This window comes from Streptomyces sp. NBC_01283 (genome assembly GCF_041435335.1).
In the GTDB taxonomy this organism is placed as follows: Bacteria; Actinomycetota; Actinomycetes; order Streptomycetales; family Streptomycetaceae; genus Streptomyces.
In genome coordinates this window covers 2,179,041-2,203,244 of sequence record NZ_CP108430.1, presented here as the reverse complement: position 1 = coordinate 2,203,244, position 24,204 = coordinate 2,179,041, and the positions used below count along the sequence as shown (strand labels likewise).

The following is a 24,204-nucleotide window of genomic DNA, read 5'->3' as shown; positions in this document are numbered from 1 at the left end:
TGCTTGCGGGTTCAATGAAAGCGGTCGGCGTGCACAGGGGCTGGCGGGAAATGGACACCGCCTTCCCGGCCCGATCTCCGCCGGATACGGTGATCGACCCACGTGAGAGCCGCCGAAGTCTCCACACCGCCGCATCCGTTGGAGACCGCGCCCCGTGTCGACGCTCGCCGTTCCCGCCGCGCCCGCAGCGCGCCGCGCCTGGCTCACCGATCTGCCCGTCCTGCTCGTGGCCGTGGTCTGGGGCGCCAGCTATCTCGCCGCGAAGGGCATCACGACGACGCACACGGTCGTCGCCGTCCTGGTGCTGAGGTTCGCCGTCGTGCTGCCCGCGCTCGTGGTGGCCGGATGGCGCGGCCTGCGCGCGCTGACCGCGCCGCAGTGGCGCGGGGCGGCGGTGCTCGGGCTGATCCTGAGCGGGATCTTCCTCCTGGAGACGTACGGCGTCGTCCGCACATCGGCGACCAACGCCGGCCTCATCATCAGCCTCACCATGATCTTCACCCCGCTCGCCGAGGCCGCCGTGACACGGCAGCGGCCGCCGCGCGCCTTCCTCGCAGCGGCGGGGCTGTCCGTGCTCGGCGTGGTCCTGCTGACCCAGGGCGGCGGCTTCACGCGACCGTCGGCGGGCGACGGCCTGATCCTCCTGGCGGCGCTCGCGCGCACGGTGCACGTCCTGGCGATGTCGCGCATCAAGGCCGTGCGGGCCGCCCAAGACGCAGACTCGCTCTCGCTCACCACCGTCCAACTGGGCTCTGCCGTCGCCGTGTTCGCGGTCCTTGCCGCCGCGGGCACGGGGGAGGCGCCTTGGTCCGTCGCCGGTGGATTCGGGGCGCGCGAGTGGGCCGGGCTGCTCTTCCTCTCGGTGTTCTGCACGCTCTTCGCCTTCTTCGTGCAGATGTGGGCGGTGCGCAGGACGTCTCCCTCGCGCGTGAGCCTGCTGCTCGGGACGGAGCCGCTGTGGGCCGCCGCGGTGGGGATCGCGGTGGGCGGGGAGCGGCTGGGTGTGGTGGGTCTGGTGGGAGGTGTGCTGGTTCTGGTGGGGACCAGCTGGGGCCGTGGAGTGCGGTGATACCTTCCGTGGCCAGTCCAACAGGGGGAACGCAGGGGGAGCCCATGAGTGAGCACTTCGAGCAGGACTTCGCCACGAGCGCGCAGCGGCGCCGGGCCTGGGGCGGCGCGCTGCTCGGCGCTGCGGGCCTCATCTGGCTCGTGCTCGCCTACCAGCTGATCGCGCCGTTCAGCGAAGGCGACGACTCCTCCGGCAGCCGCAAGTGCCAGTCGATGCTGTTCTACGAGGATGAGGGCGACGACGCCCCGACCTGGGCGGACGCCACGTGGGACGACTGCCGCGCGGAGCGCCGGTGGCCGGAGATGCTGGGCTGGCTGGGGCTTTCGGTGCCGCTCTCGGTGGGCGGCGCGGTGCTCTACACCAGCGGGGCCACCAGCCTGCGGATGCGCGAGTACATGGCGGAGCACCGCATCGCCGCCCGTGTCGCCGCCGAGAAGGACGCGGCCCGAGCCGAGAAGGACGCGGCCCGGAAGGACTGACGGCGGCGGACCGGGGGCGCTTGGTTAACTCCCGGAAAATTCACCGTACTTGACGTTGACACGGCAACCTCTACGCGCGTCACACTGGTCGCATGCGAATCCCCCCACGAATCGTGAGCGTCACAGCCCTCGCCGCCGCCCTCCTCCTCGGCGGCCCCGTCACCGCCTCCGCGAGCGCGGTCCCGGACCACCACGCCCCCGCGTCGACGGCGTACTCCGTCACTTCCGCCGCCGCCGTCGGCGACATCTGCTACTCCAAGCTGCCCGACCAGGCCCACGACACCCTGGACCTGATCGAGGCGGGCGGTCCCTACCCGTACCCGCAGGACGGCACCGTCTTCCAGAACAGGGAAGGCGTCCTGCCCGCGCAGAGCTCCAGCTACTACCACGAGTACACCGTGGTCACCCCTGGCTCACCGGACCGCGGCGCGCGCCGCATCGTGACCGGTGAGAAGACCAAGGAGGACTACTACACCGCCGATCACTACGAGTCCTTCGACCTGGTCGACCACACCTGCTGAGCCACGCACCTGATTCCGCGGCACGGTACTAACGGGCCCTGCGGCTCTCCGCGACGCCGAACAGCGCGAGCGCCAGCACGATCAGCGTGACGCCCGCGTAGATCTCGTGGCCGTCAAGGAACCCGATCCGCTGCACGACGCCCCAGCCGCGCAGCCGGCCGGTCAGCTCGTGCACCAGGGCGGCCACGCCCTGGATCAGGAGAAGGACGCCGAGGACCTCAAGTACCTGCTTCATGCCGAAGAGCCTCGCCCCGTGGACCCCCCACGCACATCGGCCACGGGGTGAGGCTTCTTCACCTCGGCCCCCTCCCAAAGTCTCCGCCCGTGCGACTTTGGTAGGTGATCGTGTCCGGGCCGCGCCCGACGGCCCCGGCAGTGCGTAGATTTGTCGACCATGAGCGGCAACGAGACCCCGGCTGTCCCCGGCCAGCGCAGGCCCCGGCGGACCCTGCGTGACTGGGGCGTCGACTTCGCCTGCTTCTTCGTCGCCGTCGCCATCGGCATGGTGGGCGCGGACGCCGTCGGCGACAACCCGCACGTCTCGCCCGGCCTCGCGGAGGCCGACCAGGTCATCGGCGCACTCGCCTGCGCCGCCGTCTGGCTGCGCAGGCGCTGGCCGGTCGGTCTCGCCGTCGCCATGGTGCTGGTCAGCGTGGTCTCGGACACCGCGGGCGGCGCGTCCGCCGTGGCGCTGTTCACCCTCGCCGTGCACCGGCCCTTCCGGTACGTCGGCTGGATCGGCGGGGTCTCGATCTGTCTGATGCCGTTCATCTACTGGGTGCGGCCCGACGCCGACGTGCCCTTCCTGGTCGCCGTCCTGTTCGGGGTGCTGGTCAACGCCTCCGTCATCGGCTGGGGCATGTTCGTGCGCTCGCGCCGCCACCTCCTGCTCAGCCTGCGCGACCGCGCGATCCGCGCCGAGAACGAGGCCACGCTCCGTGCCGCACAGGCCCAGCGCCTGGCCCGCGAGTCGATCGCCCGCGAGATGCACGACGTGCTCGCCCACCGCCTCACCCTGCTCAGCGTGCACGCGGGGGCCCTGGAGTTCCGCCCGGACGCGCCCCAACAGGAGATCGTCCGCGCCGCCGGTGTCATCCGGGAAAGCGCGCACGAAGCGCTGCAGGACCTGCGCGAGGTGATCGGCGTCCTGCGTGGTGGCGGCGACGGCGAGGCGTCGGGACGGCCGCAGCCCACCCTCGCCGCCCTGGAGACCCTGGTCGCCGAGTCGCGCGAGGCGGGCATGAAGGTCGCGCTCGACCACCGCGTCCCCGACTCGGCCGCCGTGCCCGCCGCCGTCGGCCGCACCGCGTACCGCATCGCACAGGAGGGCCTGACCAACGCCCGCAAGCACGCCCCGGGCGCCGAGGTGACCGTCGCGGTCTCCGGCGCCCCGGGCGAGGGCCTCACCCTGTCGGTGCGCAACCCGCCGCCGCCCGGAGAGGTGCCGAAGGTCCCCGGTTCCGGGCAGGGGCTGATCGGCCTGACGGAACGGGCCACGCTTGCGGGCGGCCGCATCGAGCACGGGGCCGCGGACGACGGCGGCTTCCGCGTCGACGCCTGGCTGCCGTGGGACTCAGCCCCCGGTCGCGGCGGTGAGGTGTGAGCGCAGCAACGCGGCCACGGCCGCCATCTCGTCGGTGAGGTAGAAGTGGCCGCCGGGGAACACCTCCATCGCGAACTCCCGGGTGGTGTGCTCGCCCCAGGCCCGTACGTCGTCGAGCGGTGCCTTCGGGTCGTCCGCGCCGGCCAGCGCGAGCACCGGACAGTCGAGGCGCTTGCCACCGGTGTGCCGGTAGGTCTCGACAGCGCGGTAGTCGGCGCGCAGCGACGGCAGGATCATCCGCCGCATATCCGGGTCGGCCAACAGCGCGCTGTCGGTGCCCGCGAGGCTCGCCACCTCCCTCAGCAGGCCGTCGTCGTCCCGCAGGTGCACGTTCTCCTCGCGGAAGCGCGAGGGGGCCCGGCGCCCCGAGGGGAAGAGCCGCAGCGGCACGGTGCCGTCGGCCGCGAGCCGCAGAGCCACCTCGAAGGCCACGACCGCGCCCATGCTGTGGCCGAACAGCGCGAGCGGCTTGCCGGTCCACGGCTTCAGCGCCTCGTACGCCTGGTCGGCGAGGTCGGCGATGTTCTCCAGGGACGGCTCCGAGATGCGGTCCTGACGGCCGGGGTACTGCACCGCAAGGACGTCGACGTCCGGGGCCAGGCGTTGCGTGAGGCCGTGGAAGTAGCTGGCCGAACCTCCCGCGTGCGGGAAGCAGACCAGTCGGCGGTCCGCCTCCTCCGCCGGCGTGTAGCGCCGTATCCAGGCGCTCCGGCCGCTCCCCTGTCCACCACTCACAGCACACCGTCCTGTCCGGTCAGCGGAACGCCCCGCGGTTCGCGCGCAACGAACCAGTCGTGTCCTGGCCGCCCTCCGGCCGACATCCCGGCGATCGTACCCAGGAGGCTCGCTCCAGGCCTCAGTGCCGATGAACCACAGGGCAGTTGACCGGCCGGGACAGATGCGGGCGGGCCTCCCGCGGGCCCTCGCGCGACACGCGTGATCGGCGGTCCCGGGAGCTCGTTACTGTGGGTCCATGAACCCGATCCGCGTGCTTCTCGTCGACGACGACCCGCTGGTCCGCGCCGGTCTGTCCTTCATGATGGGCGGCGCGGACGACATCGAGATCGTCGGCGAGGCGGCGGACGGCTCCCAGGTGGCCCCGCTGGTCGGCGAGCTCCGCCCCGACGTCGTGCTGATGGACATCCGGATGCCCACGATGGACGGTCTCGCGGCGACGGAGGCCCTGCGCAAGCGCCCCGACGCCCCCGAGGTCATCGTCCTCACCACCTTCCACGCCGACGAACAGGTGCTGCGGGCCCTGCGGGCCGGGGCGGCCGGATTCGTCCTCAAGGACACCCCGCCCGCCGAGATCGTCGCGGCGGTACGGGCGGTCGCGGCGGGGGAGCCGGTGCTCTCGCCCACGGTGACACAGCAGTTGATCACGCAGGTGACGGGCGTGGACCCCCAACAGGGCCGTCGTGAAAGAGCGTTGGAGCGGCTGGCGCTGCTGGGGGAGCGGGAGAGGGAGGTGGCGGTCGCGGTCGGGCGGGGCGCGTCGAACGCGGACATCGCGGCGGAGCTCTATCTGAGCGTGGCCACCGTCAAGGCCCACGTCTCCCGCGTCCTGACGAAGCTGGACCTCAACAACCGGGTGCAGGTCGCCCTGTTGGCGCATGACGCGGGGCTGCTGGACGGGGCGGAGTAGCACGCGCCCCGTAAAGGGACCCGACCGGGCAGGTGATCAGGCCCCGGCGATCTCCGCTGATCGGACCCCGGCGATCTCCGCCAAAGGCACCAACCGCCGCTCCCGCCGCGACAGTTCACACGCCTCGGCGATCCGCAGCGCCTCCAGAGCCTCGCGGCCGTCGCAGGGGTTGATCCGCTCGCCGCGCACGACATCCACGAATGCCGCGAGCTCCGCCTCGTACGCCGGAGTGAACCGCTCCAGGAAGCCGGGCCACGGCTTGTCGGGCGGCGGCGGGCCCGCGGGTTCCACGGACGACAGGGGTGTGCGGTCGTCGAAGCCGACCGCGATCTGGTCGTCCTCTCCGGCCAGTTCCATCCGTACGTCGTAGCCCGCGCCGTTGCACCGCGTGGCCGTCGCCGTGGCGAGCGTGCCGTCGTCCAGGGTGAGGACCGCCGCGGCCGTGTCGACGTCGCCCGCGTCGCGGAACATCGAGGGCCCGGCGTCCGACCCGGTCGCGTACACCTCCGTCACCTCACGGCCCGTCACCCAGCGCAGCATGTCGAAGTCGTGGACCAGGCAGTCGCGGTAGAGCCCGCCGGAGAGCGGGAGATACGCGGCCGGCGGCGGCGCCGGGTCGGAGGTCATCGCGCGGACCGTGTGCAGCCGCCCGAGCCGCCCCGACCGCACGGCCTCGCGCGCCGCCACGTACCCCGCGTCGAATCGCCGCTGGAAGCCGAGCTGGAGCACCGTGCCCGCGGCCTCCACCTCCCGGAGCGCGGCGAGCGTACCGGGCAGATCGAGGGCGATGGGCTTCTCGCAGAACACCGGCAGTCCGGCGCGCGCCGCCTTGCCGATCAGCTCGGCGTGCGCGGCGGTCGCCGCGGTGATCACCACCGCGTCCACGGCACCCGACCGGCCCCTTCCGGTGAAGACGTCGTCCACCGAGGACGCCGATGCCGCACCGATCCGCGCCGCGAGCCCCGCCGCACGCCCGGCGTCGGCGTCCGCGACGACCAGCGAATGCACCTCCGGATGCCGCTGAAGGGCCGCGGAGTGAAATGTGCCGATACGACCCGTTCCGATCAGTCCGATGCGCATGGACCCACCCTCGCCACGCGCCGCGATCCTGTCAATCCTTTGTCCGGACAACAGAACTTCAGAACTTCCCGTCATCATTCCCTGCGACTACGCTCGCCACGTGCCCACATCAGCCGACAAACCAGCCGTGGACCCGACCGTCTCGCTCCAGCTCGGCGTCGACCGCAGCAGCCCGGTCCCGCTGTACTTCCAGCTGTCGCAGCAGCTGGAGGCGGCGATCGAGCGCGGGGCCCTGACGCCGGGCACCCTGCTCGGCAACGAGATCGAGCTGGCGGGCCGCCTCGGCCTCTCCAGGCCGACCGTCCGCCAGGCCATCCAGTCGCTCGTCGACAAGGGGCTGCTCGTGCGCCGCAGGGGCATCGGCACCCAGGTCGTGCACAGCCAGGTCAAGCGCCCCCTTGAGCTCAGCAGCCTCTACGACGACCTGGAGGCCGCGGGGCAGCGCCCCGAGACCCGCGTCCTGCGCAACACCGTCGAGCCCGCGTCCGCCGAGGTCGCCGCCGCGCTCGGTGTCGCGGAGGGCGACGACGTCCACCTGATCGAGCGGCTCCGACTGGCCCACGGGGAACCCATGGCCTGTCTCCGCAACCACATCCCGTCCGGGCTGATCGACCTCGACACCGCACGCCTGGAGGCCACCGGCCTCTACCGCCTGATGCGCGCCGCGGGCATCACCCTGCACAGCGCGCGCCAGTCCGTGGGTGCCCGCGCGGCCGCCACCGACGAGGGCGAGCGGCTTGGCGAGCCCGCGGGCGCCCCGCTGCTCACGATGCAGCGCACGACCTTCGACGACACCGGCCGCGCGGTCGAGTTCGGGTCGCACATCTACCGCGCCACGCGCTACTCCTTCGAGTTCCAGCTCCTCGTACGCCCCTAGGACCGTACGAGGAGCCGGAACGGCGGAGCCGCGAGGGGAGTCACTCGCCCGAAGACTTCTCGGCGGCCTCCGCCTCGGTCGTGGCGCCGTCCGTGGTGAGCGTGCCGCCCGCCGTCTCCAGGTGAGCCCGCACGAACCACTGGAACTGTTCGAGGGCCCGCAGCTGCTCGATCAGCAGATCCTCGGTGGCGGGGTCGATGGACCCCACCTTCTTGATGGCCGCGCGCACGTCCTGGATGACCCCGGTGTAGACGAGGTCGAGGGCGCCGAGGTGGGCGATGGCGTCGGCGCGGCCCACGCTGTAGTCGTCCCACGTGCGCTCCTTGACCAGGGCGCCGGGGGTGCCGTGCGCGATGCCGCCCAGGGCCGCGAGCCGCTCGGCCGCGTCGTCGGCCAGGTCACGCACGCGGTCGACCTGCGGGTCGAGCATCTGGTGCACGGCGATGAAGTGCGGGCCGACCACGTTCCAGTGCACGTGCTTGAGCGTGAGGTGGAGATCGTTGAGCGCGTGCAGACGCTGCTGCAGCAGCTCGATGACCGTGCCGGCCTCCCGGACCGTGAGGCCGGGGACGGTGTACTTGGGGGTGGCCTCGGAAGTCAACGGACTGCCTCCTGTCTCGTATGTTCTGTACGGGTTTGCGGTCTCCTGGTGCCCCAGGAGACCGCCGTTACACCCGCCACCGCCCGGACGGTTCGCGCGGGGCTAGTCGGTGGCCAGCAGGCCGGCGCGGAGCTTGCCCACGAGACGGGTGATCAGCCGGGAGACGTGCATCTGCGAGCAGCCGAGCGCGTCGGCGATCTGCTGCTGGGTCTGCTCCTCGACGAAGCGGAGATGGATGAGGGTGCGTTCCCGTTCGTCGAGTCCGGCGATCAGCGGGGCGAGCGAGTGGAAGTTCTCGACGAGTTCGAAGGACTGCTCGTCGATGCCGATGAAGTCCGCGAGCATCGTGTCGGATTCGTCATCGGCGCCGTTGACGGCCGCGTTCAGGGAGACGGCGTTGTAGCCGTTGGACGCCTTCTGCGCCTCGGCTACCTCAGAGGGCTTGAGCTGCATCAGTTCCGCCAGCTCGGCCGTGGAGGGCATCCGGCCCAGACGGGTGCGCAGCTCCTCGGTGGCCTTGGACAGTTCGATGCGTGCTTCCTGCAGGCGGCGCGGCACGTGCACGGCCCAGGAGGTGTCGCGGAAGAACCGCTTGATCTCCCCGGTGATGTAAGGGACGGCGAAGGACGTGAACTCGACCTCGCGGGAGAGCTCGAACCGGTCGATGGCCTTGATCAGGCCTATGGTGCCGACCTGGATGATGTCTTCCATCTCCTGGTGGCCGCGGTGCTTGAACCGGGAGGCCGCGTACTGCACGAGGGAGAGGTTCATCTCGATCAGGGCGTTGCGCACGTACTGGTACTCGTGCGTGCCCTCTTCGAGTTGGGTGAGGCGGTCGAAGAAACGCTTGCCGACCTCCCGCGCGTCCCTCGGCGCGATGGAGGAGGGGTCCGTGTACGCGCGTTCAGCGAGTTCGTCCCCGGCTCGGGTGGCCGGGTCCTGCGTCTGCTCCAGCGCCGCGGTGCTCATGCGTTCCGCTCCTTCTTAGGATCGAATCTTCCTTCGGCGAGCGCCCGTGTACCCCGCCGTCCGACGCCCACACACACGCAATTCCGAGCATTGCGGTGATGTTTGACGGGCGGCTGAGCGGTCATTCGGAGTGGCAGCACATGATGTCGATGCCAAGGAGCGTGAGCGGACCATGACCGCCAACGAGAAGGCCAAGGCGAAGACCGAGCAGGCCACCGGTGCCGCGAAGGAAGCCGCCGGACGCGCCGTGGGCAACGAACGCCTCACCGCCGAGGGCCGCGCCCAGCAGATGAAGGGCGACGCGCGGCAGGCGAAGGAGAAGACCAAGGACATCGGCAAGCACTGATCTCGCACAGCACTGTTGGGGCGGTCCCGTCTTCCGGGGCCGCCCCGACGGCGTTGTGCGCGCGCCGCCGCAGATACCAACTCGCCAACGGTCGTCAGAATGTTCTGACAAAGCCATTGACGCTGCCGCGCGGCCGCCGCTAGAACTCCTCCAGCCGCACTCGGGCGGCCGGAAGAAGAGGTGGTCCCACCATGCGTACAGCCCGCAGGGCAGCAGGCATCACCGTTTGCATGGCCGTCATCGCGCTCGCCGCCGGGTGCAGCAGCTCCGGCGGCAAGGACGACGAGGACACGTCGGGTGACGGCGGGGGAGGCGGCAAGGGCGTGAACACGCCCCGCCTCAAGATCTCGATGGTCACGCACTCCGGCGAGGGCGACACCTTCTGGGACATCGTCCAGAGCGGTGCGAAGCAGGCGGCCCGCAAGGACAACGTCGAGTTCCTCTACTCCAACGACAAAGAGGCCAAGGGGCAGGCCGAGCTCGTCCAGTCGGCGATCGACAAGAAGGTCGACGGCATCGTCGTGACCCTGGCCAAGCCCGAGGCGATGAAGGCGGTCCTCGGCAAGGCCGAGGCAGCCGGGATACCGGTCGTCACGATCAACTCCGGCGGCGAGTTCTCCGCGGACTTCGGCGCGCTCAGCCACATCGGCCAGGACGAGTCCGTGGCGGGCGAGGCGGTCGGCGACGAGCTGACCAAGCGCGGCAAGAAGAAGGCGCTCTGCGTCATCCACGAGCAGGGCAACGTCTCCCTGGAGCAGCGCTGCGCGGGCGTCAAGAAGACCTTCAAGGGCTCGGTCGAGAATCTCAACGTCGAAGGCACCAACGCGCCCGGAGCCCAGTCCTCCATCAGCGCGAAACTCCAGGCGACCAAGAGCATCGACGCCGTCGTCACCCTCGGCGCGCCGATCGCCGCCATCTCGGTGAAGGCCAAGGAGGACGCGAAGAGCACGGCGGAGGTCGACACGTTCGACCTGAACGCCGAGGTCGTCAAGCGCCTCAAGGCCAAGGAGGTCGGCTTCGCCGTCGACCAGCAGCCCTACCTGCAGGGCTACCTCGCCATCGACGAGCTGTGGCTCTACAAGACCAACGCGAACGTCCTCGGCGGCGGCAAGCCCGTCCTCACCGGACCCGCGATCGTCACCGAGAAGGACGTGCCGAAGCTGGAGAAGTACACCGCCCGCGGTACCCGATGAACACATGCGTGATCCGCGTGACCGATACTTGGGCGGCTGGGGCCGGGGATCCGGACCGGCCTCACCGAGGAGCAGAGCTAGAAGGGCACGGCGTCGTGGCAAGGGTTCAGACAGGGGTACGTGCGGTGGGCGCCGTGCTGGTCGCGGTGCTCGGGGTATCCCTCGCGGGGTGCAGCAGCACCGGTGGCAAGCGCGCCGAGGACGCACGCAAGGCGGCAACGGCACAGGGCAAGGCCGCGGTGAACACGCCGAACTGGACGTTCGGAATGGTGACCCACTCGGGTGACGGCGACACGTTCTGGGACATCGTCCAGGAGGGCGCCGAGCAGGCGGCCCGCAAGGACAACATCAAGTTCCTGTACTCCCACAACGCCGAGGCCCAGCAGCAGGCCCAGCTGGTGGACTCGTACATCGACAAGAAGGTCGACGGCATCATCGTCAGCCTCGCCAAGCCCGCGGCGATGAAGGGCGCCCTGGCCCGCGCGAAGAAGGCCGGTATCCCGGTGATCACGGTGAACTCAGGCTCCGCGGAGTCCAAGGAGTTCGGTGCGCTCACCCACATCGGCCAGGACGAGACGATCGCGGGCGAGGCCGTCGGCGAGGAGCTCAACAAGCGCGGCAAGAAGAAGGCGCTCTGCATCCTGCACGAGCAGGGCAACGTCGGCCACGAGCAGCGCTGCGAGGGCGCCAAGAAGACCTTCGACGGCAAGATGCAGAACCTGTACGTGACCGGCACGAACATGCCCGACGTGCAGTCCTCCATCGAGGCCAGGCTCCAGTCCGACAAGTCCATCGACTCGGTCGTCACGCTCGGCGCGCCCTTCGCGGACACCGCGGTGAAGGCCGCGGACAGCGCCGGCAGCAAGGCCGAGGTCGACACCTTCGACCTGAACGAGAAGGTCGCGGCGGGCCTGAAGGACGGCACGCTCGGCTTCGCCGTCGACCAGCAGCCCTACCTCCAGGGCTACGAGGCCGTGGACCTGCTCTGGCTCTACAAGTACAACGACGACGTGCTCGGCGGCGGCAAGCCGGTCCTCACCGGACCGCAGATCATCACCAAGGACCAGGCCGCCAAGCTGGAGGATTACGCGAAGCGAGGGACCCGATGACAGCGACAGCGCCGGCGCCCGCCCCTTCCCCCGGCTCTCCGGGCACGAAGACGGACGAGCGCCTCCTGAAGGCCTCGCCGCTGAAGAAGCTGATGGGCCGCCCCGAGCTCGGTTCCGTCGTCGGCGCCATCGCCGTCTTCATCTTCTTCGCGGTCGCCGCGGACAGTTTCCTGCAGGCCACCAGCCTCGCCACGGTCCTCTACGCGGCATCGACCCTCGGCATCATGGCGGTGCCGGTGGCGCTCCTGATGATCGGCGGCGAGTTCGACCTGTCGGCGGGCGTCATGGTGACGACGTCCGCGCTGATCTCGTCGATGTTCAGCTACCAGATGACGGCGAACGTCTGGGTCGGCGTGCTCGTCTCGCTGATCGCCACCCTCGGGGTCGGCGTCTTCAACGGCGTGATGCTGACGCGCACCGACCCGCCGAGCTTCATCATCACGCTCGGCACGTTCCTGATGCTGACCGGCATGAACCTCGGCTTCACCAAGCTGATCAGCGGCACGGTCTCCACGAAGTCGATCGCCGACATGGAGGGCTTCACCTCCGCCAGGAACGTCTTCGCCTCGACGATCACCATCGGCGGCGTCGACTTCAAGATCACGATCGTCTGGTGGCTGGCCCTGATCGCGGTCGCCACCTGGGTTCTGCTCCGTACCCGCGTCGGCAACTGGATCTTCGCGGTCGGCGGCGGCGAGGACGCGGCCCGCGCGGTCGGCGTCCCGGTCGCGGCAACCAAGATCGGCCTCTACATGGGCGTCGCCTTCGGCGCCTGGATCTCGGGCCAGCACCTGCTGTTCTCGTACGACGTCGTGCAGTCCGGCGAGGGCGTCGGCAACGAACTGGTCTACATCATCGCGGCCGTCATCGGCGGCTGCCTGATCACCGGCGGCTACGGCTCCGCGGTCGGCGCGGCCGTGGGTGCCCTCATCTTCGGCATGGTCAGCAAGGGCATCGTGTTCGCCGAGTGGAACCCGGACTGGTTCAAGTTCTTCCTCGGAGTGATGCTGCTCCTGGCGACCCTGCTCAACCACTGGGTCCGCAAGCGCGCGGAGGCGACGAAGTGACCACCGAACCGACCGACGTCACCGATGCGGTACCGGGACCGGACCGCACCCCGCTCGTCGAGCTCGACGACGTCAGTAAGTACTACGGCAACATCCGCGCCCTCGAAGGCGTCTCCCTGGAGGTCCACGCGGGCGAGATCTCCTGCGTCCTGGGCGACAACGGCGCGGGCAAGTCGACCCTCATCAAGATCATCGCGGGTCTGCACCGGCACGACGCGGGAGAATTCCGCATCGACGGCGAGGACGCGAAGCTCGGCTCGCCGCGCGAGGCCCTGGACCGCGGAATCGCCACGGTCTACCAGGACCTCGCCGTGGTCCCGCTGATGCCGGTCTGGCGCAACTTCTTCCTCGGCTCCGAGCCGACGAAGGGCGTGGGTCCCTTCAAGCGCCTGGACGTCGACCTGATGCGCGAGACGACCCGCGCCGAGCTGCTCCGCATGGGCATCGACCTGCGCGACGTCGACCAGCCCATCGGCACCCTGTCGGGCGGCGAGCGCCAGTGCGTGGCGATCGCGCGGGCCGTCTACTTCGGCGCCAAGGTCCTCGTGCTCGACGAGCCGACGGCGGCGCTCGGCGTGAAGCAGTCGGGCGTCGTCCTGAAGTACGTCGCGGCGGCGCGGGACGCGGGACTCGGAGTGGTCTTGATCACCCACAACCCGCACCACGCGTACCTGGTCGGCAACCGCTTCGTCCTCCTGAAGCGCGGCGCGATGTTCGGCAGCTACGCCCGCGACGAGGTCACCCTGGACGAACTGACCCGCCAGATGGCGGGCGGATCAGAGCTGGACGACTTGCGCCACGAGCTGGAGAAGCGCTGAGCAGCGCCCCGTCAGGGGCGCGGGGCTGTGTCATCAGCGGCTCCGCCGCGAGGCGCGAGCAACCACGAAAAAGCCGCAGTCGCGTCTGCTCGGTCACCCAGCAGACGCGACTGCGGCTTTTCGACGGCTGAGCGCGCAGTTCCCCGCGTCCCTACGGGGGCACCCCGAGTCCCGTTGTGCGCGCCCCCGCGAGTGTGAGGCAGAATCGCCGCAATGAGCACCTACCGCGACCTCGCGCACCGCGGCTCCGCCCGGGCCACCGTTCTGCGTACCGTGGGCACGCGGGAGCGCCGATCACATCTGACGGCGCCCCGTGTGCCCACCGTCGGCATCGACATCGGCGGCACGAAGGTGATGGCGGGCGTCGTCGACGCCGACGGCAACATCCTGGAGACGCTCCGTACGGAGACCCCGGACAAGTCCAAGAGCCCCAAGGTCGTCGAGGACACCATCGTCGAGCTGGTCCTCGACCTCTCCGACCGGCACGACGTGCACGCGGTGGGCATCGGCGCGGCGGGCTGGGTCGACGCGGACCGCAACCGCGTCCTGTTCGCCCCGCACCTGTCATGGCGCAACGAACCCCTCCGCGACCGCATCTCGGGCCGCCTCGCGGTTCCCGTGCTCGTCGACAACGACGCGAACACCGCCGCGTGGGCGGAGTGGCGCTTTGGAGCGGCCCGCGGCGAGGACCACCTGGTCATGATCACGCTCGGCACCGGCATCGGCGGCGCGATCCTGGAGGACGGCCAGGTCAAGCGCGGCAAGTTCGGCGTGGCCGGGGAGTTCGGCCATATGCAGGTCGTCCCCGGCGGCCACCGCTGCCCGTGCGGCAACCGCGGCTGCTGGGAGCAGTACAGCTCCGGCAACGCGCTGGTCAGGGAGGCCCGCGAGCTCGCCGCGGCCGACTCCCCGGTCGCGTACGGGATCATCGAGCGGGTCAAGGGCAACATCCCCGACATCACCGGCCCCCTCATCACGGAGCTGGCCCGCGAGGGCGACGCGATGTGCGTGGAGCTGCTCCAGGACATCGGCCAGTGGCTCGGCGTCGGCATCGCGAACCTCGCCGCCGCCCTCGACCCGTCCTGCTTCGTGATCGGCGGCGGCGTCTCGGCCGCCGACGACCTCCTCATCGGCCCGGCCCGCGACGCCTTCCGCCGCCAGCTCACGGGCCGCGGCTACCGCCCCGAGGCCCGTATCGCCCGCGCCCAGCTCGGCCCCGAGGCGGGCATGGTGGGCGCCGCCGACCTGGCACGACTGGTGGCCCGCCGCTTCCGCAGGGCGAACCGCCGCCGCGTGGAGCGCCACGAACGCTACGAGCGGTACGTGGAAGCGCGCCGCACCAACGACCGCACCTCGCAGGGAACCCAGTAAGTGATGACCGTGCCGCGCCAGCCCTCGTCCCCGGACTCGCCCGACTCCCCGGAATCCTCGGGCTCCCCTGAGTCCGCAGGCGGGGGCGGCCCCCGCGAGGACCACCGCCACATGATCCGCCGCCGCTGGCTGACGGCCACGATCATCGTGCTCCTGATCGGCGTGCCGGCCGGCTATCTGGTGATCTCCGCGAACCAGAGTCGCAACAGCGGCCGCGACAAGGAGGCCAAGTACTCCGCGACGGGTCTCACCGCGGGCTGGCCCTCCAGGGTGCAGCGCCGTCTCTACGACGTGCCGATCCCCCCGTACTCCCGGGAAGTCGCCTACTACGAGACGAACAACTGGCGCACCAGCCGGCTGTACGCCCAGTTCCTCACGAGCAACAAGGGCCTGGACAAGTTCCTCAAGCGGATCGGCACGAGCACCGACAAGCTGAAGAAGAACGACATCACCATCAGCAAGCGCGACCGCAAGGTGGTCGGCTGGGAGTTCACGGACCCGGGCCCCTGGCTCGGCCTCACCCATGTGCAGAAGGACCCGGTGCCGACCCTCGACGTGGTGGTGAACCGCGCCAACCCGGAGCACCCGATGGTCTATGTAGTGTCTACGACAACCCCGTAACTGGCGTGTTTCATCGGTGAGTTGACCGACGGTCGGCTCGTACGATGACGCTCATGATCTCCAGAGAGACGTCCGCGGGGCCATCCGAAGAGGCGTATGACGAACGGCGGCACGCCCAGTGGCTCGTGGGGGAGGCGCGGGCGGACGGAGTGGCACGCAGGGACATGCTGCGACTCCTCGCGGCGGCCGGGGCCGCTGGTGCGGTGGCGTCCCTGGGAGCACCGACGGCAGTGGCGGCCGACCCCGCCGACTCCGTACCCAAGGCCGCCGCCGGGATCGTGAAACCGCTTCCCGAGGACCGCTTCACGATCCGCGGCACGAACGCGGAAACGAAGTTCGAGGCGCTGGCAGGGACGGGTTACTACACCCCCGCCTCCCACTTCTTCGTCCGAAACCACACGGCGACACCACGCCTGGACGCTAAGACGTGGAGCCTGAAGATCTGGGGCGACGGCCTGAAGGGCGGCGGGGCAAGGGAGTTCACGCTCGCCGACCTCGAACGCCTCCCGTCGACGTCACGCACCGCCTTCGTCGAATGCGCGGGCAACGGCAGAAGCTTCTTCACGACCCAGCAGGGACAGCCGGCCTCCGGCACGCCCTGGACCCTGGGAGCGATCGGAAACGCGCGCTGGCGCGGCGTACGCCTCTCCGACGTCCTCCGGCTGGCAGGCGTGTCGCGCCATGCCGTGGACGTCATGCCGAGTGGCCTGGACGCGGAGTACGTCGCGGACGACGGCACGAACCTGGGCCGGGTCCGCCGCCCGCTGCCGCTCGCCAAGGCGATGGACGACGTGATCCTGGCGTACGAGATGAACGGCGCCCCGCTCCCCGCGGACCACGGCTACCCGGTGCGGCTCCTGGTCCCGGCGTGGGTGGGCATCGCGTCGATCAAATGGGTGGGCGACATCGAGGTCTCGTCGACGCCGCTCTACTCCCCCTGGAACACGCGCTTCTACCGCCTGTTCGGCGAGGCCTACCCGCCGGAGGGCAGCACCCCGCTGACCCACCAGACCCTGAAGTCGGCCTTCGAGCTCCCCTGGAACGCGGCCCTTCCAGCAGGACGGACCCACCACCTCACGGGCCGCTCATGGTCGGCGAAGGGCGCGATTGCGCACGTGGACATCAGCACGGACGCGGGCCGCACCTGGCACAAGGCCCACCTCAAGGACAAGCCCCGGCAGGGCAGTTGGACCCGCTGGACCACGCCTTGGCACCCCAGCACCCCCGGCCCGGCCACGCTCCTGGCCCGCACGACGGACACCACGGGCCACACCCAGCCGACCACGACGACACACAACACACAGGGCTACTTGTTCGACGCGGTGGTACGACATGCGGTACGGGTGGTGTGAGCTCCTAGCCGGCCTTCACTCCCTCGTAGACAGCCGCCGCCACCGCCAGGTCCTCCCAGGCCATCCCCGCCGACTTGAACAGCCGCGGTTGTCCATCGGGCAGCTTTACCTCGCCCCGTACCAACTCGTCCAGCGTCCGCAAGGTGTTCATGTCGAAGGCGCCCGATGCCGTCGCGAGGACGATGTCTCCGCACTCCCGCATCGCCACCTCGTGCGACTCGGCCACCACCAGGCCGCGTCGCAGGAGCTTTTCGTCGACCTCGCGTGCGTCCGGTTCGTGTGAGCCCACCGCCGCCACCGTCGCGTGGGACGGGAGCAGTGCGCTGTCGAAGAGCGGTTCGCGGGCCGTCGTGCAGCAGCAGACCACGTCGGCCGTGGCGACGTCCGCCGGAGTCGCGGGCGCCGCCGACAGGCCCGCGTCGCGGCACCGCTCGACGAAGGCCGCCACCCGTTCCGGGTTCCGTGCCACCACGTCCACGTGCGCCAGGGTCGGGCGCACCGCGCGTACCGCCTCCACATGGCCCCAGGCCTGAGGGCCGGTGCCGAAGACCAGGAGACGGCCGGCCTCCGGGACCGCCAGATGCCTGATCGCCGCGCCCGACACCGCGGGGGTGCGCAGCGACGTCAGCGCGATGCCGTCCAGCAGGGCGACGGGCGTGTGGGTCGTTCCGTCCAGGAGGAGGTACACGCCCTGGACGCGGGGCAGGTCGCGGGCCGCGTTCCGCGGGGTGACCGTGGCGATCTTCACCCCCGTGTACGACCGCGTGGACGACGGCATCATCAAGAGCTGGCCGCCCGGTACGTCCACCACTCCCCGCGGCGGTTCCTTCTCCGGGTCCAGGCCCGTCCCAAGGGCGGCCTCCACCGCCTCGATCGCCGTGGACATCGGGACGAGCCGGGCCATCGCCTCGGCGTCGACGTAGGGCGGGGCCTCGCTCATGCCTGGTCCTTTCGGGGTTGCTGTCTGCCCGGGGCTCTCTGCTCGCATCCCTGCTCGCATCACATCACGTTCATGATCACTCCCTTATAGAACATCTCCACCGCCTGGTCGACACTGCGGATGAAACCCGACTCCCCGTTGCCGCGCGTGCTGCCGAGGCCGCAGGAGAGGGACAGGCGTAATCCGGTGATCGGGCTGCCGGGGGCGGGGAGCAGATCCGCCGGTTCCGGGCGGAGCCTGTCCAGGGTGCCGCGCGGGCCCGGCACCTCGCCGCGGATCAGCGTCTGGACATGGAGGTCGGCGGGGGCGTCGGACAGCTGCTTCATCAGGCGCTTCACCCAGGGGAGCGGGTAGCCCTGCTCGGGCGCGGGGACCGCCATCGACGTACGGAGGCGGCTCAGGCGCAGATCCGCGGTGATCCGCAGGGTGCCGGGTGCGCCGTCGATCCTGATCTCGGCGTGCAGCCTGCCCTCCTCGCAGAGGGACCTGGCCAGCGCCAGACGCCGTGAGTGGGGATCCGTGCCGCGCTTGGCCCGCTGGACGGGGGTCACCTTCTCGCCGAGCTCGCCGCCCAGCCGCAGGCACACCTGGCGGATCAGGCGCTCCCAGCTCTCGACGACGAGGACCGCGCGTGAGTCGCCGGGGACCAGGGTCTCGTCGTCGATGCCGTTGCGGACCGGGACCCAGGCGGGGCCCATGTTCTGGAAGCCGTGGCAACCCGAGTTCTCGTGCTGGAGGTAGTGCAGGAGCTCGCGCAGCAGCCAGGCGTGCGGCTCCTGGCGTACGCCCTCGTGGAGGAGCAGGAGCTGCGCCTGGTGCGTCACGTCCGCCCACGCCAGATGCCAGAGCGCGACCTTGTTCCGGCGGCGGCCGTCGGCCTTCGTGTCGACCGGCGGGCTGCCGTCCAGCGCCACGTCGTTGGAGAGCGTGACGACCGCCTCGTAGCCACGCCGGGCGGCTATGTCCACGTAGTCCTGGACCTGTTCGGGCCTGAGCGGGTTGCCGTTGGTCTTCGTCTCCACCAGCGCCGTCCAGAGCTTTCCCGCACGCTCCACCCTGATGACGCCGTCGGGGCGCCGCGGCCGGTCCGCGTTCGGCAGCGCGACCTCGGTGAAGGTCTCCATGCGGCCCGCGGGGGCTCCGAACGCGGCGGTCAGCCGCCGCCCGAACTCCGGCACCTGGGCCATCACCGCGAGGAGGATCGACGTCGCCCGGACCTCGCGGTCCCTGTCGCTCTTCAGCGTCGGCACGGGGAAGAGGCGCGCCTGCCGCCATGCATCGTTCTCCGCCAGGGACGGCTTGGGCGTGCTTCTGGGGAGGGTGGTCCGCTTCTTCGTGGTCGTACGTGGTCGGCGCGGCGGGGGCTGCGCGGGGGACACCGCATTTTGCACGGGGGGCGGTGCGGGCCGTGCGGGAGGCGGTGCGGGCTGCCCGGGGGGCGACGGGGTGGGCTGTCCGGGGGACGGTGCGGGCGGCGCCGCCTGGGGCGGGACGGCTGCCGCCGCGCACGAGACCGCCACCGCCCCGGCCCCTGGCACCGCCACCGTCCGCGAAGGCACGTCCTCCCCGCCACCCGCTGTGTCCGCGTCGTTTTCGTCGTCCTCGTCGATCTCGATCCCGTAGTCCGTCGCCAGGCCCGCGAGCCCGGAATCGTAGCCCTGGCCCACTGCCCGGAACTTCCACGTGCCCTGTCGCCGGTAGATCTCCCCGAAGACGAACGCGCTCTCCTGGGACGCCCCGCCGATGGAGAAGCCGATGATGTCCTCGCCGGTCCGGTCGGTGAGCGTGAGCCGGAGGTTCTCGAGTTCGCCGAACCCGGCGCGCCGGTAGCGGCTCGCCGCGACGACCGCGCATCCCACGTCGGCGGGCAGCGCCGACAGATCGAGCTTGATCCGGTCCTCGCTGCCGTTGTCTGTAGGGGTCTGGCCGAGCAGCTCCACGGAACCGTCCGCCGCCGTCGGGTTGTTGTAGAAGAAGAAGTCGCCGTTGCCGCCCACCCGGCCGTTCGCACGGAGCAGCAGTACCGACACGTCGGCGTCGCCCTCACCGCTGGGACTGCTCCAGCTCAGCCGCACGATCACGGCACCGGCGTCCTCGCCGAGCGCAGTCAGGGCGACATTCGCGCCCTTGGTCATCTCGCGCACACGCGCCCCCCAGGAAACGGGAAGGGCAGTGCGGTCGGAGGCCGAACGGCCCTCCTTAGAGCGGAAGTTGAATACTCCTCTGTCATAGGAGCTTGCTGCGGAAACAGTCACCCTGACAAGAGCTCCGGCGCCCTCTTACCCACGCGCCCCGGGCAACCGGTCCAATGCCGACCGGCTCTCTTCGTCCGCGGCACGGTAGATGACCAACTGCTGGTCCGGGTCCTGGAGCGGCACGAGCACCTCGAACCGCACCGCCACCTCACCGATGACGGGATGCCGCAGCACCTTGCGCCCGCGGCCGTTGACCTTGATGTCCCGCTCGGCCCACAACCGCGCGAAGTCCGCGTCATGCGCGGCGAATTCGGTGATGCGATCGGCCAGCTCCTGATCCTCCGGATGCGCGGCCCACGCGGCGCGCAAGTGGGCGATCCCCTCCTGCACGACGCGTTCGCGGTCGACATAGACCTCACGCATCCCCGGATGCATCAGGCACAGCCACATCACGTTGCGCCGCGACGGCGGCAGGGTGTCGAAATCCAGGAGCAGCCTCGCCATCGCGGTGTTCCAGGCCAGGATGTCGTAGCGGTGGTTCAGCAGCATGGCGGGCAGCGGCGACAGGTCGTCGACCAGCCGGGCCAGCTGCGGCGCCGCCGTGGTGGCGGGCTCGGCCGCCCTGCGGGGGCGCCGCTGGGCCAGGTCGAAGAGGTAGGCGCGTTCGTCGGGGGCCAGGCGCAGCGCCCGGGACAGCGCCTCCACCACGTCCGCCGATGGCCGCAGCCCCCGGCCCTGTTCCAGCCGCACGACGTAGTCGATGCTCACCCCGGCCAGTTCGGCGACCTCCTCGCGGCGCAGCCCCTGGGTCCGCCGGGACCGCCGGCGCGGCGGCAGGCCGACATCGTGCGGGTCCAGGCGTTCGCGCCGGGCCCGCAGGAACGCGGCCAGCTCCTGTATCGGGTCGACGGTGTCCGTCGTCATGGGCGGTCCAGCAGCCAGGTCGTCATGGCCGGTCCAACAGCCGGGGTGGGACTGCTGTTCCCAGGAACTTCCTTCCCTTACCCCCGGCTCCCGGCGGTCACAGACTCGACGTCGGAAGGGGCCACAAGCGCGACGAAGCACCCCGGGCACCCCAAGCACGACGAGCACCCAAGCACCACAGACACAGGAGCACACGATGTCTCTCACCCTCGACAGCTACCGGCTCCTCGGCCGCTCCGGACTGCGGGTCTCCCCGCTGGCGCTGGGCGCGGCGACCTTCGGCACCGAATGGGGGTGGGGCGCCGAGCAGGACGAGGCGCGCAAGCTGTTCGACCTCTACGTCGAGCGCGGCGGCAACTTCATCGACACCGCCACCACCTACACCGACGGCAGCTCCGAGCGCCTGCTGGGCGAGTTCACCCGTGACAACCGCGAGAGCCTGGTGCTGGCGACGAAGTACACGACGCTGCGCAGGCCCGGCGACCCCAATTCCGGGGGGAGCCACCGAAAGAGCATGTTCGCGTCCGTGGAGGCCAGCCTGCGGAGGCTGCGGACGGACTACATCGACCTGCTCTACCTGCACGTGTGGGACTTCACGACGCCGGTCGAGGAGATCCTGCGCGGCATGGACGACCTGGTCCGCCAGGGCAAGGTCCTGTACGTGGCGATCTCCAACGCCCCGGCCTGGCAGGTGTCGCGCATGCAGGCCATCGCCGACCTGCGCGGCTGGTCGCCGCTGGTGGCGCTGCAGATCGAGTACAGCCTGATCGAGCGCACCGGGGAACGTGACCTGATCCCCATGGCACGTGAGCTGGGGCTCGGGGTGCTGCCGTACTCGCCGCTGGCGGGCGGGGTGCTCACCGGAAAGTACGGCCGCGACGACCTGACCGCGGCGAACGCCGCGGTCGACGACGGCACCCGCAGGCGCGTCACCGTCGCGGGCGGAGCGCTCACCGAACGCAACTTCGCCGTCGTGGACGTCGTGAAGGAGGTCGCCGCGGAGCTGGGCCGCACACCCGCCCAGGTCGGTCTTGCCTGGACCCTGCGGAACCCGGGCGTGACGGCACCGGTCATCGGAGCGCGCACCCCCGCCCAACTGGAGGACAACCTGGGCGCCCTGGAGGTCGACTTCACCGCCGCGCAGCTGGCCCGCCTCGACGAGGTGAGCGCGCTCACCCTGGGCATCCCGCACGACCTGCTCGCCGGTGACTTCGGCCGCACGCTGACCCGTGGCGACATGTCGATCGAGGCCCGCCGCTGATGCCCGGTCGGCCGACGCGGCCTGCGGCACCCTGCCCGGCGCCTCTCCCGCCGGCCGCGCCGCGGCCCCGCCCCTGGCCAGGCCGCCGCGTATGAGATGACCGCGGAGTGGAAAATTGGTGTGAGAGGGTGACGGGACCGGGTAACGTCGTGGTCATGTTCTTCCAGACGCCGATTTACGAGTGAGAGCGTGATGGGCCCCAGCTGACGTCCTCCGACGTCGCCGCGCCCGTCCCCCACCGATGAATCCGTAGATCACTTCACACCATTCCGGGAGAACCCGTGAGCAAGAACATCAACAACCCCGTGGGCATGGGCGGCGGCAAGCGCAAGAAGCTGTCCCGCGCGGAGCGCCAGAACAACGGTCCGCACCGCAACCTCGACCGCAAGGGCGCCGCCGACCAGAAGGCGGAGCTGGTGCGCAAGATGCGCGAGAAGACAGCCCAGGCCGAGAACGCCGGCCAGCCGAGCGACGACACCACCCAGAGCTGACGCAGCGCCGCCGCAGGGCGGCACATCACGAGGCAGGGCCCGGACCGCATCACGCGCTCCGGGCCCTGCCGCCGTACCGGCGGTGTGGCCCTTGTGGTCCCGGTGCGTCGAAGGTCTTGGTGACAGCAAGGTGACACGACCGTCCGGTGCGGTGGCGGCACCTACGGCGCGGACCGGCTCAGCGGGCCCGCTTGTGCGTGGTGCGGTCACGGCGGCGGCGCGCCCCGAAGCGTCCTCGGCCGCCGTCGCGGTGATCGTGCCGGTCGGCCGGCGGAGCGGGCCGGGGAAGAGTCCCGCCGCCGCTCGGACCGGCGGGGGTCCTGCCACCGGGCAGGGCTCGGCCGTAGGTGTGCATGGCCATCCCTTCGGCGTGGCGGGCGTCGCGGCAGTGCATCGCGTACGCGGCGACGGTGATCGGGAGCAGGAAGGCGGCTGTGGTGAGTGCGGCGTCCATCGTGGTCACCGCCTGGTGTCTGTGTGGACGGCGTGGGCGGAGGCGGCGCCGCCCTCGTACTCCCAGGACTCCTGCGCGCTCTGCGGCCGGTCGCCCGCGGCCATGTCGCGCGCGGTTTCGGCGGCGATGAGATCGGTGGCGGTCAGCGGGGGCCCGTCCGGGGCGCAGGCGGCGCTCATGAGCCGGGCGGCGCTCGCGTCATCCGTCTCGGGCGGGATCACCAGCAGATCCCATCGGTCGGCCCCGTAGGAAAGCAACAGCAGCTTGTGGGGGTCGAGTTCAGGGGTGAACCAGCCGATCTTGAGCACGCGGTCGTGGACGGTCACCTTGTGCGGGACGACGGGCCAGAGCATTGGATTCACGGCGACCCGGGTGATGCGGCCCCACCGCGGATCGAGTTCGTCCGCCAGGGCGGGGAGTTCGGTGGTCAGGTCGCGCGAGCGGGGCCACCAGGCGCCGTCGAGGAGGCCGCGGCCCGTCGGGGACTTCAGCGCCACACGGGCGGTGGGTGCCGGAAGAGGCAGGGTGGTGCGGGAGGGCGTGAAGGTCGCGATCATGGGGCGAACCCGTCTTCGGAGCGGCGCGACGGCTGCTCTCGATGCCAGATGGTCACCGAGGACGAGACCCGCGTGGATGCCGGAGTGCGAAGTGCCCTTGGTGCCTACACGGTACTCCTGCAGGCCGGCTCGGTGACGAGTCCGTCGCCGTCCGTTGTCGGCTTCCCTGCCGGCGCGGTGCCGCGGACGCCGTCAGCGCGGGCCCGGTGGGGCGGAGAGCGGAGTCGACCGGCGTGCTCATCGGCCGGATGGCCGCGTCGGTCTCGCTGTGCGGTGGCACGACAAGCAGGTCCCAGCGGCCCGGACCGCGGGTCGAGCGGCGGGTGCTACTCGGACCCGCCGGAGACGGTTGAACTCGATGGGGCGGTAGGTGCGTTCATGGCGCACGCCCTGTTGCGGGGCCGCGTGGTGGGGCCCCGGGGCCTCGGGGCGTGGTGCGCCGGCAGTGACGGCGAACGGAGTCGGCGTACGAGGACCACCCGGTGGACTCCGGCGTACGTCCAGTCCGTTTCTGGGCGAGCAGGAGTACGGTGGAGGGTGCGAGGGCGTGCATATAACCGCTGCCCGATCACTCCGGAGCACCCACCTTCACCCTTGCCACCCGTTCAGAGCCAGCCCCCGACCCCGGCCGCGCCATCCGCAACCAGGCCGAGGAGTCCGT

At 70.8% G+C, this 24,204-nt stretch carries 26 protein-coding genes; 16 read left to right on the top strand and 10 right to left on the bottom strand.

Going from position 1 to position 24,204, the window contains the following annotated elements; all coding sequences use genetic code 11:
- Positions 1-154 precede the first annotated feature (154 nt).
- The 3 genes from OG302_RS10025 (at position 155) to OG302_RS10015 (ending at position 2,069) form a co-directional block, all read left to right on the top strand.
- Positions 155-1,069: a DMT family transporter gene (locus OG302_RS10025; protein ID WP_371526451.1), complete on the top strand. Its 915-nt coding sequence runs from the start codon at positions 155-157 to the stop codon at positions 1,067-1,069.
- Positions 1,070-1,113: 44 nt separating this feature from the next.
- Positions 1,114-1,548: a hypothetical protein gene (locus OG302_RS10020; RefSeq protein WP_371526450.1), complete on the top strand. Its 435-nt coding sequence runs from the start codon at positions 1,114-1,116 to the stop codon at positions 1,546-1,548.
- Between the two features lie 92 nt (positions 1,549-1,640).
- On the top strand, positions 1,641-2,069 hold the full coding sequence (locus OG302_RS10015) for a ribonuclease domain-containing protein (protein WP_371526449.1): 429 nt from the start codon (positions 1,641-1,643) through the stop codon (positions 2,067-2,069).
- A gap of 28 nt (positions 2,070-2,097) precedes the next feature.
- Here OG302_RS10015 and OG302_RS10010 read toward each other — a convergent pair whose 3' ends face one another.
- Positions 2,098-2,304 (bottom strand): hypothetical protein, encoded by a 207-nt coding sequence (locus tag OG302_RS10010; protein WP_371526448.1) that lies wholly within the window; start codon positions 2,302-2,304, stop codon positions 2,098-2,100.
- A gap of 159 nt (positions 2,305-2,463) precedes the next feature.
- Between OG302_RS10010 and OG302_RS10005 the strand changes: the two genes are divergently transcribed.
- Positions 2,464-3,672, top strand: a complete 1,209-nt coding sequence (locus OG302_RS10005; RefSeq protein WP_371526447.1) for a sensor histidine kinase — start codon at positions 2,464-2,466, stop codon at positions 3,670-3,672.
- Here the strand turns inward: OG302_RS10005 and OG302_RS10000 are convergent.
- Complete coding sequence (locus tag OG302_RS10000) at positions 3,643-4,407, bottom strand: thioesterase II family protein (protein ID WP_371526446.1); 765 nt, start codon at positions 4,405-4,407, stop codon at positions 3,643-3,645. The genes OG302_RS10005 and OG302_RS10000 overlap by 30 nt on opposite strands.
- A gap of 238 nt (positions 4,408-4,645) precedes the next feature.
- Here OG302_RS10000 and OG302_RS09995 point away from each other — a divergent pair, with 238 nt between their 5' ends.
- Complete coding sequence (locus OG302_RS09995; RefSeq protein ID WP_371526445.1) at positions 4,646-5,317, top strand: response regulator; 672 nt, start codon at positions 4,646-4,648, stop codon at positions 5,315-5,317.
- A gap of 36 nt (positions 5,318-5,353) precedes the next feature.
- Here OG302_RS09995 and OG302_RS09990 read toward each other — a convergent pair whose 3' ends face one another.
- Positions 5,354-6,397 carry a Gfo/Idh/MocA family oxidoreductase gene (locus OG302_RS09990; protein WP_371526444.1) on the bottom strand — a complete coding sequence of 348 codons (1,044 nt, stop codon included), beginning with the start codon at positions 6,395-6,397 and terminating at the stop codon, positions 5,354-5,356.
- 127 nt (positions 6,398-6,524) lie between these two features.
- On the opposite strand from OG302_RS09990, the gene OG302_RS09985 reads away from it, so the two are divergent.
- Positions 6,525-7,274, top strand: coding sequence for a GntR family transcriptional regulator (locus OG302_RS09985; protein ID WP_371750080.1), 750 nt, complete (start codon positions 6,525-6,527; stop codon positions 7,272-7,274).
- Positions 7,275-7,314: 40 nt separating this feature from the next.
- Here OG302_RS09985 and OG302_RS09980 read toward each other — a convergent pair whose 3' ends face one another.
- Positions 7,315-7,875, bottom strand: coding sequence for a Dps family protein (locus OG302_RS09980; protein WP_371526443.1), 561 nt, complete (start codon positions 7,873-7,875; stop codon positions 7,315-7,317).
- 102 nt (positions 7,876-7,977) lie between these two features.
- Positions 7,978-8,844 carry a SigB/SigF/SigG family RNA polymerase sigma factor gene (locus tag OG302_RS09975; protein ID WP_371526442.1) on the bottom strand — a complete coding sequence of 289 codons (867 nt, stop codon included), beginning with the start codon at positions 8,842-8,844 and terminating at the stop codon, positions 7,978-7,980.
- Between the two features lie 172 nt (positions 8,845-9,016).
- Here OG302_RS09975 and OG302_RS09970 point away from each other — a divergent pair, with 172 nt between their 5' ends.
- The 8 genes from OG302_RS09970 to OG302_RS09935 all read left to right on the top strand — a co-directional run bounded on the left by OG302_RS09970 (position 9,017) and on the right by OG302_RS09935 (position 16,721).
- The gene (locus OG302_RS09970; RefSeq protein WP_361838700.1) at positions 9,017-9,190 is read left to right on the top strand and encodes a CsbD family protein; all 174 of its coding nucleotides are present in this window, start codon (positions 9,017-9,019) and stop codon (positions 9,188-9,190) included.
- Positions 9,191-9,381: 191 nt separating this feature from the next.
- Positions 9,382-10,383, top strand: coding sequence for a sugar ABC transporter substrate-binding protein (locus OG302_RS09965; RefSeq protein WP_371526441.1), 1,002 nt, complete (start codon positions 9,382-9,384; stop codon positions 10,381-10,383).
- A 95-nt stretch (positions 10,384-10,478) separates the two neighbouring features.
- Complete coding sequence (locus OG302_RS09960) at positions 10,479-11,492, top strand: sugar ABC transporter substrate-binding protein (protein WP_371526440.1); 1,014 nt, start codon at positions 10,479-10,481, stop codon at positions 11,490-11,492.
- Entirely contained in the window at positions 11,489-12,559 is a 1,071-nt protein-coding gene (locus OG302_RS09955) for an ABC transporter permease (RefSeq protein WP_371526439.1), read from the top strand. The genes OG302_RS09960 and OG302_RS09955 overlap by 4 nt, the downstream gene beginning before the upstream one ends.
- The gene (locus tag OG302_RS09950) at positions 12,556-13,377 is read left to right on the top strand and encodes an ATP-binding cassette domain-containing protein (protein WP_371526438.1); all 822 of its coding nucleotides are present in this window, start codon (positions 12,556-12,558) and stop codon (positions 13,375-13,377) included. The genes OG302_RS09955 and OG302_RS09950 overlap by 4 nt, the downstream gene beginning before the upstream one ends.
- 213 nt (positions 13,378-13,590) lie before the next feature.
- Positions 13,591-14,748 (top strand): ROK family glucokinase, encoded by a 1,158-nt coding sequence (locus tag OG302_RS09945; protein ID WP_361838686.1) that lies wholly within the window; start codon positions 13,591-13,593, stop codon positions 14,746-14,748.
- 3 nt (positions 14,749-14,751) lie between these two features.
- Positions 14,752-15,369 carry a sugar kinase gene (locus tag OG302_RS09940; RefSeq protein WP_371526437.1) on the top strand — a complete coding sequence of 206 codons (618 nt, stop codon included), beginning with the start codon at positions 14,752-14,754 and terminating at the stop codon, positions 15,367-15,369.
- A 53-nt stretch (positions 15,370-15,422) separates the two neighbouring features.
- The gene (locus OG302_RS09935) at positions 15,423-16,721 is read left to right on the top strand and encodes a sulfite oxidase (RefSeq protein ID WP_371526436.1); all 1,299 of its coding nucleotides are present in this window, start codon (positions 15,423-15,425) and stop codon (positions 16,719-16,721) included.
- Between the two features lie 4 nt (positions 16,722-16,725).
- On the opposite strand, the gene OG302_RS09930 is transcribed toward OG302_RS09935, so the two are convergent.
- The 3 genes from OG302_RS09930 to OG302_RS09920 form a co-directional block, all read right to left on the bottom strand.
- The gene (locus tag OG302_RS09930) at positions 16,726-17,661 is read right to left on the bottom strand and encodes an ornithine cyclodeaminase family protein (RefSeq protein ID WP_371526435.1); all 936 of its coding nucleotides are present in this window, start codon (positions 17,659-17,661) and stop codon (positions 16,726-16,728) included.
- A 59-nt stretch (positions 17,662-17,720) separates the two neighbouring features.
- Positions 17,721-19,796 carry a TerD family protein gene (locus OG302_RS09925; RefSeq protein ID WP_371750079.1) on the bottom strand — a complete coding sequence of 692 codons (2,076 nt, stop codon included), beginning with the start codon at positions 19,794-19,796 and terminating at the stop codon, positions 17,721-17,723.
- A 144-nt stretch (positions 19,797-19,940) separates the two neighbouring features.
- Positions 19,941-20,780 carry a helix-turn-helix transcriptional regulator gene (locus OG302_RS09920; protein WP_371526434.1) on the bottom strand — a complete coding sequence of 280 codons (840 nt, stop codon included), beginning with the start codon at positions 20,778-20,780 and terminating at the stop codon, positions 19,941-19,943.
- A 196-nt stretch (positions 20,781-20,976) separates the two neighbouring features.
- Between OG302_RS09920 and OG302_RS09915 the strand changes: the two genes are divergently transcribed.
- A complete protein-coding gene (locus tag OG302_RS09915) occupies positions 20,977-22,041 on the top strand; it encodes an aldo/keto reductase (protein WP_371526433.1) in 1,065 nt (354 codons plus the stop codon).
- Positions 22,042-22,322: 281 nt separating this feature from the next.
- Complete coding sequence (locus tag OG302_RS09910) at positions 22,323-22,532, top strand: DUF6243 family protein (RefSeq protein ID WP_371526432.1); 210 nt, start codon at positions 22,323-22,325, stop codon at positions 22,530-22,532.
- 178 nt (positions 22,533-22,710) lie between these two features.
- On the opposite strand, the gene OG302_RS09905 is transcribed toward OG302_RS09910, so the two are convergent.
- On the bottom strand, positions 22,711-22,986 hold the full coding sequence (locus OG302_RS09905) for a hypothetical protein (RefSeq protein ID WP_371750078.1): 276 nt from the start codon (positions 22,984-22,986) through the stop codon (positions 22,711-22,713).
- 5 nt (positions 22,987-22,991) lie between these two features.
- Positions 22,992-23,543: a DUF5994 family protein gene (locus OG302_RS09900; RefSeq protein ID WP_371526431.1), complete on the bottom strand. Its 552-nt coding sequence runs from the start codon at positions 23,541-23,543 to the stop codon at positions 22,992-22,994.
- Between the last annotated feature and the right edge of the window lie 661 nt (positions 23,544-24,204).

Coding starts and splice junctions, on each gene's coding strand:
- OG302_RS10020 (WP_371526450.1), top strand. CDS start 1,114: ATGAGTGAGCACTTCGAGCAGGACTTCGCCACGAGCGCGCAGCGGCGC.
- OG302_RS10015 (WP_371526449.1), top strand. CDS start 1,641: ATGCGAATCCCCCCACGAATCGTGAGCGTCACAGCCCTCGCCGCCGCC.
- OG302_RS10010 (WP_371526448.1), bottom strand. CDS start 2,304: ATGAAGCAGGTACTTGAGGTCCTCGGCGTCCTTCTCCTGATCCAGGGC.
- OG302_RS10005 (WP_371526447.1), top strand. CDS start 2,464: ATGAGCGGCAACGAGACCCCGGCTGTCCCCGGCCAGCGCAGGCCCCGG.
- OG302_RS09995 (WP_371526445.1), top strand. CDS start 4,646: ATGAACCCGATCCGCGTGCTTCTCGTCGACGACGACCCGCTGGTCCGC.
- OG302_RS09990 (WP_371526444.1), bottom strand. CDS start 6,397: ATGCGCATCGGACTGATCGGAACGGGTCGTATCGGCACATTTCACTCC.
- OG302_RS09975 (WP_371526442.1), bottom strand. CDS start 8,844: ATGAGCACCGCGGCGCTGGAGCAGACGCAGGACCCGGCCACCCGAGCC.
- OG302_RS09970 (WP_361838700.1), top strand. CDS start 9,017: ATGACCGCCAACGAGAAGGCCAAGGCGAAGACCGAGCAGGCCACCGGT.
- OG302_RS09965 (WP_371526441.1), top strand. CDS start 9,382: ATGCGTACAGCCCGCAGGGCAGCAGGCATCACCGTTTGCATGGCCGTC.
- OG302_RS09955 (WP_371526439.1), top strand. CDS start 11,489: ATGACAGCGACAGCGCCGGCGCCCGCCCCTTCCCCCGGCTCTCCGGGC.
- OG302_RS09945 (WP_361838686.1), top strand. CDS start 13,591: ATGAGCACCTACCGCGACCTCGCGCACCGCGGCTCCGCCCGGGCCACC.
- OG302_RS09940 (WP_371526437.1), top strand. CDS start 14,752: ATGACCGTGCCGCGCCAGCCCTCGTCCCCGGACTCGCCCGACTCCCCG.
- OG302_RS09935 (WP_371526436.1), top strand. CDS start 15,423: ATGATCTCCAGAGAGACGTCCGCGGGGCCATCCGAAGAGGCGTATGAC.
- OG302_RS09930 (WP_371526435.1), bottom strand. CDS start 17,661: ATGAGCGAGGCCCCGCCCTACGTCGACGCCGAGGCGATGGCCCGGCTC.
- OG302_RS09925 (WP_371750079.1), bottom strand. CDS start 19,796: ATGACCAAGGGCGCGAATGTCGCCCTGACTGCGCTCGGCGAGGACGCC.
- OG302_RS09920 (WP_371526434.1), bottom strand. CDS start 20,780: ATGACGACGGACACCGTCGACCCGATACAGGAGCTGGCCGCGTTCCTG.
- OG302_RS09915 (WP_371526433.1), top strand. CDS start 20,977: ATGTCTCTCACCCTCGACAGCTACCGGCTCCTCGGCCGCTCCGGACTG.
- OG302_RS09905 (WP_371750078.1), bottom strand. CDS start 22,986: ATGGACGCCGCACTCACCACAGCCGCCTTCCTGCTCCCGATCACCGTC.
- OG302_RS09900 (WP_371526431.1), bottom strand. CDS start 23,543: ATGATCGCGACCTTCACGCCCTCCCGCACCACCCTGCCTCTTCCGGCA.